The sequence below is a fragment of the Pseudomonas sp. genome, from assembly GCF_037994325.1.
Classification (GTDB): domain Bacteria; phylum Pseudomonadota; class Gammaproteobacteria; order Pseudomonadales; family Pseudomonadaceae; genus Aquipseudomonas.
The window spans coordinates 1-7572 of record NZ_JBBNAH010000561.1 but is presented as its reverse complement, the minus strand read 5'-3'; the positions used below and the strand labels follow the sequence as shown (position 1 = coordinate 7572).

Here is a 7572-nt window from a genome sequence, read left to right as displayed (position 1 = left end):
AGCTTCATCATTCTCGACGAAAGTCAGAACACCACCCTTGAGCAGATGAAGATGTTCCTTACCCGCATCGGCTTTGGCTCCACGGCAGTGATCACTGGCGATATCACCCAGGTCGACCTGCCACGCGGCACCAAGTCCGGGCTGACCCACGTGATTGAAGTGTTAAAGGACGTGCCAGGCATTTCCTTTACCCACTTCCTGTCCAAAGACGTGGTTCGCCACCCGCTGGTACAACGCATTGTCGAGGCCTACGAGCGCTTTGAAAGCGCCGCCGAAACCAAGGCGTTCGACAGCAAAAAAGACGCGGGCAGTTCCGAGGCAGATCGCGGCAATGCTTGAGCTTGATCTGCAAAACGCCAGCAGCGCCGCCAGCCCCAGCGAAGCCCAGTTCCGCCAATGGTGCGAATTGGCGCTGCGCCAGCGCAGCGCTGATTCGGAACTGACCATCCGCCTGGTGGACGAAGCCGAAGCGCGCGAACTCAACCACACCTACCGGCAGAAAGACTACGCCACCAATGTGCTGTCTTTCCCCGCCGACGTGCCCGATGAATTGCTCGATATTCCCCTGCTCGGCGATCTGGTGATCTGCGTGCAGGTGGTCGAGCGCGAAGCCGCCGAACAAGGCAAAAGCACCGAGGCCCATTGGGCGCACTTGGTGATTCACGGTTGCTTGCATTTATTGGGTTACGACCATCTCGACGACGAAGAAGCCGTCGAGATGGAAACCTTGGAACAACAATTGCTCGCTGAATTGGGTCACCCTGACCCCTATGCAGGCGACGAATAGCCTGACCTTCAGGCACCAGAAAGGAACACTGAGTAAACAGCATGAGCGAAGACCGATCGAGCAACGGGCAAAAATCCTGGTTAGGCAAAATTACCCAGGCTTTTGCCCATGAGCCGAAAAACCGCCAGGAGCTCTTGGAGCTGCTGCGCGAAGCCCATCAGAACAAACTTCTCGACAGCGAAGCGCTGGCCATTGTCGAAGGCGCCATTCAGGTGGCCGACCTGCAGGTGCGCGACATCATGGTGCCGCGCTCGCAGATGGTCAGCATCAAAGCTGGCCTGACCCCGCAAGAGCTGATCCCGGCGATCACCGAATCGGCCCACTCGCGCTATCCGGTCGTCGGCGAAAGCCTGGATGACGTGATCGGCGTGCTGCTGGCCAAAGACCTGCTGCCACTGGTGCTGCAAGACGCCAGCCAGCCATTCAACATCAAAGACATGCTGCGCCCGGCCACCTTTGTGCCGGAGTCCAAACGCCTTAACGTGCTGCTGCGCGAGTTCCGCGCCAACCATAACCATATGGCCATCGTCATCGACGAATACGGCGGTGTGGCCGGCTTGGTGACCATTGAAGACGTGCTGGAACAGATCGTCGGCGACATTGAAGACGAGCACGATGTTGAGGAAGACAGCTATATCAAACCGCTGCCCAGCGGCGACTTCCTAATCAAAGCGCTGACGCCGATTGACGCCTTTAACGAGTCGTTCGACAGCGAGTTCACCGACGACGAATTCCACACCGTCGGCGGTCTGGTCATGAGTGCCTTCGGCCATCTGCCCAAGCGCAACGAAATTGCCGAAATCGGCGACTTCCGTTTCCGCGTTTTAAGCGCCGACAGCCGCCGCATCCACCTGCTGCGCCTGACTCGTATCGACCGCTAACCGCGCCCGTAGGTTGGGTTGAGCGCAAGCGAAGCCCAACACTGCGCGCACGGTCCAATGCCGACCACCAACCGACTTTCAGGAAAACAATGAGCTGGATTTCTCGTACCGGCTGGGTCGGCAACCTTGTGGCCCTTGCCGCTGGCGCCCTCACCACCCTCGCCCTCGCCCCGTTCAATATCTGGCCTCTGGCCCTGATCGCCATCGCCCTGTTCTACCTTGGCTTGCGCGACCTCAAACCACGTCAGGCCATGGGCCGTGGCTGGTGTTATGGCTTTGGTCTGTTCGTGGCCGGCACCAGTTGGATCTACGTCAGCATCCATGACTACGGCGGCGCTTCCGCGCCGTTAGCGATTTTTCTCACCGTGGGTTTCTGCGCCTGTATCGCCTGGTTCTTCGCCCTGCCCGCTTTTGTGTGGGCGCGCTGGTTGCGCCGTAATGAAGCACCACTGGCCGATGCCTTAGCGTTCGCGGCGTTGTGGCTGGCGCAAGAAGCCTTTCGTGGCTGGTTCTTGACCGGCTTCCCATGGCTGTATTCCGGCTACAGCCAGTTGGATGGCCCGCTTAGCGGTTTGGCGCCGGTGGGCGGCGTCTGGTTGATTTCTTTTACCCTGGCGCTGACGTCAGCCTTGCTGATCAACCTGCCGCGCCTGGGCCAGCGTAAAGCCTTTCTGGCCGCTGGAGTGGTGCTGCTGATCGCACCCTGGCTGCTGGCGTTTGGCCTGAAAAACCATGCCTGGACTGAGCCCGCTGGCGCCCCCTTAAAAGTGGCGGCGATTCAGGGCAATGTGGCTCAGGAAATGAAGTGGAACCCCGAGCACCTCAATGCGCAGTTGGCTCTGTACCGCGACATGACCTTTAGCGCCAAGCCCGTGGACCTAATCGTCTGGCCGGAAACGGCGGTGCCGATTCTGAAAGAGTTTGCCGAAGGCTACCTGAACGTTATGGGCCGTTTCGCCAATGAGCGCCAATCCACACTGATCACTGGCGTGCCCGTGCGCGAGGTCAATGCCAGAGGCGAAAAGCGCTACTACAACGGCATCACCGTAATTGGCCAGGGCAGCGGCACGTACTTTAAACAGCGCCTGGTGCCTTTCGGCGAGTACGTACCGCTGCAAGATCTGCTGCGTGGCCTGATTGCCTTCTTCGACCTGCCGATGTCCGACTTCGCCCGTGGCCCGTCCGACCAGGCCTTACTGGATGCCAAGGGCTACAAAATTGCGCCGTTTATTTGCTATGAAGTGGTGTACCCGGAGTTTGCCGCAAGCCTGTCGGCACAAAGCCAACTGCTGCTGACCGTGAGCAACGACACCTGGTTCGGCACTTCCATCGGCCCGCTGCAACACTTACAGATGGCGCAAATGCGCGCGCTGGAAGCCGGCCGCTGGATGATCCGCGCCACCAACAATGGCATCACCGGGCTGATCGACCCGTTTGGCCATATCACCACGCAGATTCCGCAGTTTGAACAAGGCGTGCTGTATGGCGAAGTAGTGCCCATGCAAAAGCTCACGCCTTATCTGCAATGGCGCTCATGGCCGTTGGTGATTGTGTGCTTCTTGCTGTTTGGCTGGGCGCTGGTGGCAAGCCGGATCGCCAAGACCGTTTAACCACTTACACCGTCATCCCCGCGCAGGCGGGGATCCAGAATCTCGGATGGTACAAGCCACCGAGCCTGGCTCAACACTCTGGATTCCCGCCTTCGCGGTGATGACGATAACCCCGTGCGCACTGCCCTCTCAGCGGTAAAACAACGGATAGGCAATCTGCCCCGCCACTTCGTTAAGCAGCGTGCCGGTCTGCCACACGCTTCTGCTCTCGGGCAACCAGCCGCCCAGCGGGCGGCGATTGGGCACGCTCAGAAAACCCACCGGCGCGGCCACCACTTCTAAGCCGGCGCGTTCGAAACACCACCGCGAGCGCGGCATATGGGCAGCGTGGGTGACCAGCAGCACACGGCGAATGCCGTCTGCTTGCAACATCTGCGCGCTGAATTGAGCGTTTTCCAAGGTCGTGCGGCTGCGCCCTTCCTGCCAGCGCACCGGCACGCGGAAGTCGCGAACCATCACCTCGGCCATCAACTGCGCTTCGCTAACGGTTTCGCCATAGGGTGAACCGCCGCTGATCAGCACCGGCAACCCGGTGATTCTGGCCAGCCGCGAGGCATACCGTACCCGTTCAACTGCCAGGTGACTGGCCTGATCGCCCCCCCAGGCGGGGTCGTCGCGCTCACGCCCGGCGCCGAGCACGACAATCGCATCCACCTGCCCTGCCAGGCCTTCGATTTGCGCGGGTGTCAGGGCGGGCTCGCGCTCGACCAGACGTGCCAGGCCCTCCACCGCAATCGGCAAACTACTTACCCACAAGCCGCCAAAGCCCAAAACAAAACAGGCCAGCGCGACGCGCGGCATGCGCCGACGCAACCACCAGGCCAGCAGAATCAGCAGCAATAGGCAGCCAGGCGGCAGCAAGAGTTGTTTGAATAAATACCGCAGAACCATCGCGCACCTCCCCGGGGAGCGCGAAGCCTACCGGGGTTTTGAGGCGCGGAACAACTGCGAGCCGCAGGCACTACAGGCTTGCACGCCCTGGCCAGGGTTCCAGAACGCGGCCGTACCGCATAACGCGCAGACCAGCTTCTGCCGACGTTTAAGCAGGCCTTTTGGCTTGGGTATTCGGGCGCTATGCGCATGACTGATATGCACCGTGCGCGCAGGCTTGCTCGGTGGCGGCGTTTGCTCAATCAGCGCCAGCTCTTTGGCTGCCGCGTGCCAGCCGCGCAGCCAGTGCAGGTCGCGGTCCAGATAGGCTTTGATCAATTCCAGCTCAGCCGGGCTAAGGCCCCTGAGCTCAAGTTCTTCTGGGGTTTTGTTGCGCAACAGCGAGTGGCTATCGGCCTCGTCCAAGGCTACGGCAAGACGCTGCAACAGGCGCTCGTAGAGACCGCCCTGAGCTTCTTCATGCCGTAACTCCGCCATCCGCAACCTCGCCAACTGCGCGCCTGTGTTGTTCCTGAGAGCATAGTTTCGCTCAGGCAACGGGCAGGCTGCCGCGACAGACGGCGGAGCGCTTGGCGACAGGCGTAATCAGGGTTTCCCAGGCCCCTGGCGGGTCATGTATGCTACGGCGTTCTTCGAGCACCCCATGGGCAACGCATTATCGCCATGGGCTGTCAGTCACTTTTTTAGTCAAAGTAGCCATGCACGAACACTATCAGCCCCGTGAAACCGAAGCCGCCGCGCAAACCTACTGGGACGAGCAGAAGTCCTTTGTAGTCAGTGAACAACCTGGCAAAGACACCTTCTATTGCCTGTCGATGTTCCCCTACCCCAGCGGCAAGCTGCACATGGGCCATGTGCGCAACTACACCATCGGCGACGTCATCGCTCGCTACCAACGCATGCAAGGCAAGAACGTTCTACAGCCCATGGGCTGGGACGCTTTCGGCATGCCGGCAGAAAACGCGGCGATGAAAAACAACGTCGCGCCGGCCAAATGGACGTACGAAAACATCGCCTACATGAAGAACCAGCTGAAAAGCCTGGGCTTGGCGGTGGACTGGACGCGTGAAGTCACCACCTGCAAACCGGACTACTACCGCTGGGAACAATGGCTGTTCACCAAGCTGTTCGAAAAGGGCGTGATCTACCGTAAAAACGGCACCGTGAACTGGGACCCGATTGACCAGACCGTTCTGGCCAACGAGCAGGTTATCGACGGCCGTGGCTGGCGTTCCGGCGCGCTGATCGAAAAGCGCGAAATCCCGATGTACTACTTCAAGATCACCGCCTATGCGGACGAGCTCTTGACCAGTCTTGATGACTTGCCCGGTTGGCCGGAGCAGGTCAAAACCATGCAGCGCAACTGGATTGGTAAATCCCGCGGCATGGAAGTCAGCTTCCCCTACGACCAAGCCTCCATTGGCGAGGCCGGCAAGCTGAATGTGTTCACCACCCGCGCCGACACCCTGATGGGCGCCACTTACGTGGCCGTGGCCGCCGAGCACCCGCTGGCCGCTATCGCCCTGCAAAAGCTGCCGGCCGACAAAGCCGCCGAGCTACAAGCGTTTATCGACGAATGCAAACGCGGTGGGGTAGCCGAAGCCGATATCGCCACCCAGGAAAAGAAAGGCCTGGCCACTGGCCTGTTTGTTGAGCACCCGTTGACCGGCGAGAAGCTGCCGGTGTGGGTCGCCAACTATGTGCTGATGCACTACGGCGACGGCGCGGTAATGGCTGTGCCGGCCCACGATGAACGCGACTTTGAATTCGCCCACAAGTACAGCCTGCCGATCAAATCGGTGGTGCGTACCAGCGCTGGCGATGAAAACCCGGCGCCGTGGCAAGCCGCCTATGGCGAGTACGGCCAACTGATCAATTCCGGCGAATTCGACGGCCTGGATTTCGCTGGCGCCTTCGACGCCATCGAAGTGGCCCTGCAGAAAAAGTCCCTCGGCCAGGCTCGCACCCAGTTCCGTCTACGCGACTGGGGTATCAGCCGTCAGCGCTATTGGGGCTGCCCGATCCCGATCATCCACTGCGATACCTGCGGTGATGTGCCGGTGCCCGAAGATCAATTGCCCGTCGTACTGCCAGAAGACGTCGTCCCCGACGGCGCGGGCAGCCCGCTGGCACGCATGCCCGACTTCTACAGCTGCACCTGCCCGAAATGCGGCGCGGCGGCCAAGCGCGAAACCGACACCATGGACACCTTTGTGGAATCGTCCTGGTACTTCGCCCGTTACGCCTCGCCGAATTACAGCAAAGGTATGGTCGATCCAGAAGCCGCCAACCATTGGCTGCCGGTCGATCAGTACATTGGCGGTATCGAACACGCGATTCTGCACCTGCTCTACGCGCGCTTCTTCCACAAGCTGATGCGCGACGAAGGCCTGTTGAACTCGGATGAGCCGTTCAAAAACCTGCTGACCCAGGGCATGGTGATTGCCGAGACTTACTACCGCACCGAAGCCAACGGCAGCAAAACCTGGTTTAACCCGGCGGACGTCGAAATCGAGCGCGACGCCAAGGCCAAGATCATTGGCGCCATCCTCAAGACCGACGGCTTGCCGGTGGAAATCGGCGGCACCGAGAAGATGGCCAAGTCGAAAAACAACGGCGTTGACCCGCAGTCGATGATCGACCAGTACGGTGCCGACACCTGCCGCCTGTTTATGATGTTTGCCTCGCCGCCCGATATGAGCCTGGAATGGTCCGACTCTGGCGTTGAAGGTGCGCACCGCTTCTTGAAACGCGTCTGGCGTTTGTCCCAAGCCCATGTCGCCCGTGGCGTGCCCGGCAGCCTGGATGTGGCGAGCCTGACCGACGCGCAAAAAGACGTGCGTCGCGCCATTCACTTGGCCATCAAGCAAGCCAGCCAGGATATTGGCCAACACCACAAATTCAACACCGCCATCGCCCAGGTGATGACGCTGATGAACGTGCTGGAAAAAGCCGCCCAAGACAGCGACGCCGACCGCGCGCTATTGCAGGAAGGCCTGGAAACCGTGGCCCTGCTGCTGGCGCCGATTACCCCGCATATCAGCCATGAGCTGTGGCTGGAGCTGGGTCACGAAAGCGCCATCATCGACGCGCAGTGGCCGCAGCTGGATGAAAGCGCCCTGGTGCAGGACAACCTGCAACTGGTGGTGCAAGTCAACGGCAAGCTGCGTGGCCAGATCGACGTGCCGGCTACGGCTAGCCGCGAAGAGGTTGAAGCCACTGCACGGGTTAACGAAAACGTGCTGCGCTTCCTCGATGGCCTGACCATTCGCAAGGTCATCGTGGTACCGGGCAAGCTGGTCAATATCGTCGCGAGCTGATGACGTCTCGCGGCTGCCCTGGCGCCGCGAACACCTATTGAGTTGCCGCTGCGCGGATGCGCAGCGCTACAGATGGTTTAAGG

Annotated in this window: 7 protein-coding genes; 5 read left to right on the top strand and 2 right to left on the bottom strand. The window is 60.4% G+C overall.

Annotated features, from left to right (window positions below):
- The 4 genes from AAAB16_RS18775 to lnt form a co-directional block, all read left to right on the top strand.
- Positions 1–339: PhoH family protein (locus AAAB16_RS18775; protein ID WP_340664693.1), on the top strand; the 339-nt coding region annotated here is incomplete at its 5' end.
- Positions 332–787 carry an rRNA maturation RNase YbeY gene (ybeY, locus tag AAAB16_RS18770; RefSeq protein WP_340664692.1) on the top strand — a complete coding sequence of 152 codons (456 nt, stop codon included), beginning with the start codon at positions 332–334 and terminating at the stop codon, positions 785–787. The genes AAAB16_RS18775 and ybeY, both read left to right, overlap by 8 nt.
- 41 nt (positions 788–828) lie before the next feature.
- On the top strand, positions 829–1668 hold the full coding sequence (locus AAAB16_RS18765) for an HlyC/CorC family transporter (RefSeq protein WP_340664691.1): 840 nt from the start codon (positions 829–831) through the stop codon (positions 1666–1668).
- An 89-nt stretch (positions 1669–1757) separates the two neighbouring features.
- A complete protein-coding gene (lnt, locus tag AAAB16_RS18760; protein ID WP_340664690.1) occupies positions 1758–3278 on the top strand; it encodes an apolipoprotein N-acyltransferase in 1521 nt (506 codons plus the stop codon).
- Positions 3279–3407: 129 nt separating this feature from the next.
- On the opposite strand, the gene AAAB16_RS18755 is transcribed toward lnt, so the two are convergent.
- Both AAAB16_RS18755 and AAAB16_RS18750 read right to left on the bottom strand, forming a co-directional pair.
- Positions 3408–4169 carry a YdcF family protein gene (locus AAAB16_RS18755; RefSeq protein WP_340664689.1) on the bottom strand — a complete coding sequence of 254 codons (762 nt, stop codon included), beginning with the start codon at positions 4167–4169 and terminating at the stop codon, positions 3408–3410.
- 27 nt (positions 4170–4196) lie between these two features.
- A complete protein-coding gene (locus tag AAAB16_RS18750) occupies positions 4197–4646 on the bottom strand; it encodes a hypothetical protein (RefSeq protein ID WP_340664688.1) in 450 nt (149 codons plus the stop codon).
- A 221-nt stretch (positions 4647–4867) separates the two neighbouring features.
- On the opposite strand from AAAB16_RS18750, the gene leuS reads away from it, so the two are divergent.
- Complete coding sequence (gene leuS, locus AAAB16_RS18745) at positions 4868–7489, top strand: leucine--tRNA ligase (RefSeq protein ID WP_340664687.1); 2622 nt, start codon at positions 4868–4870, stop codon at positions 7487–7489.
- Positions 7490–7572: the final 83 nt, after the last annotated feature.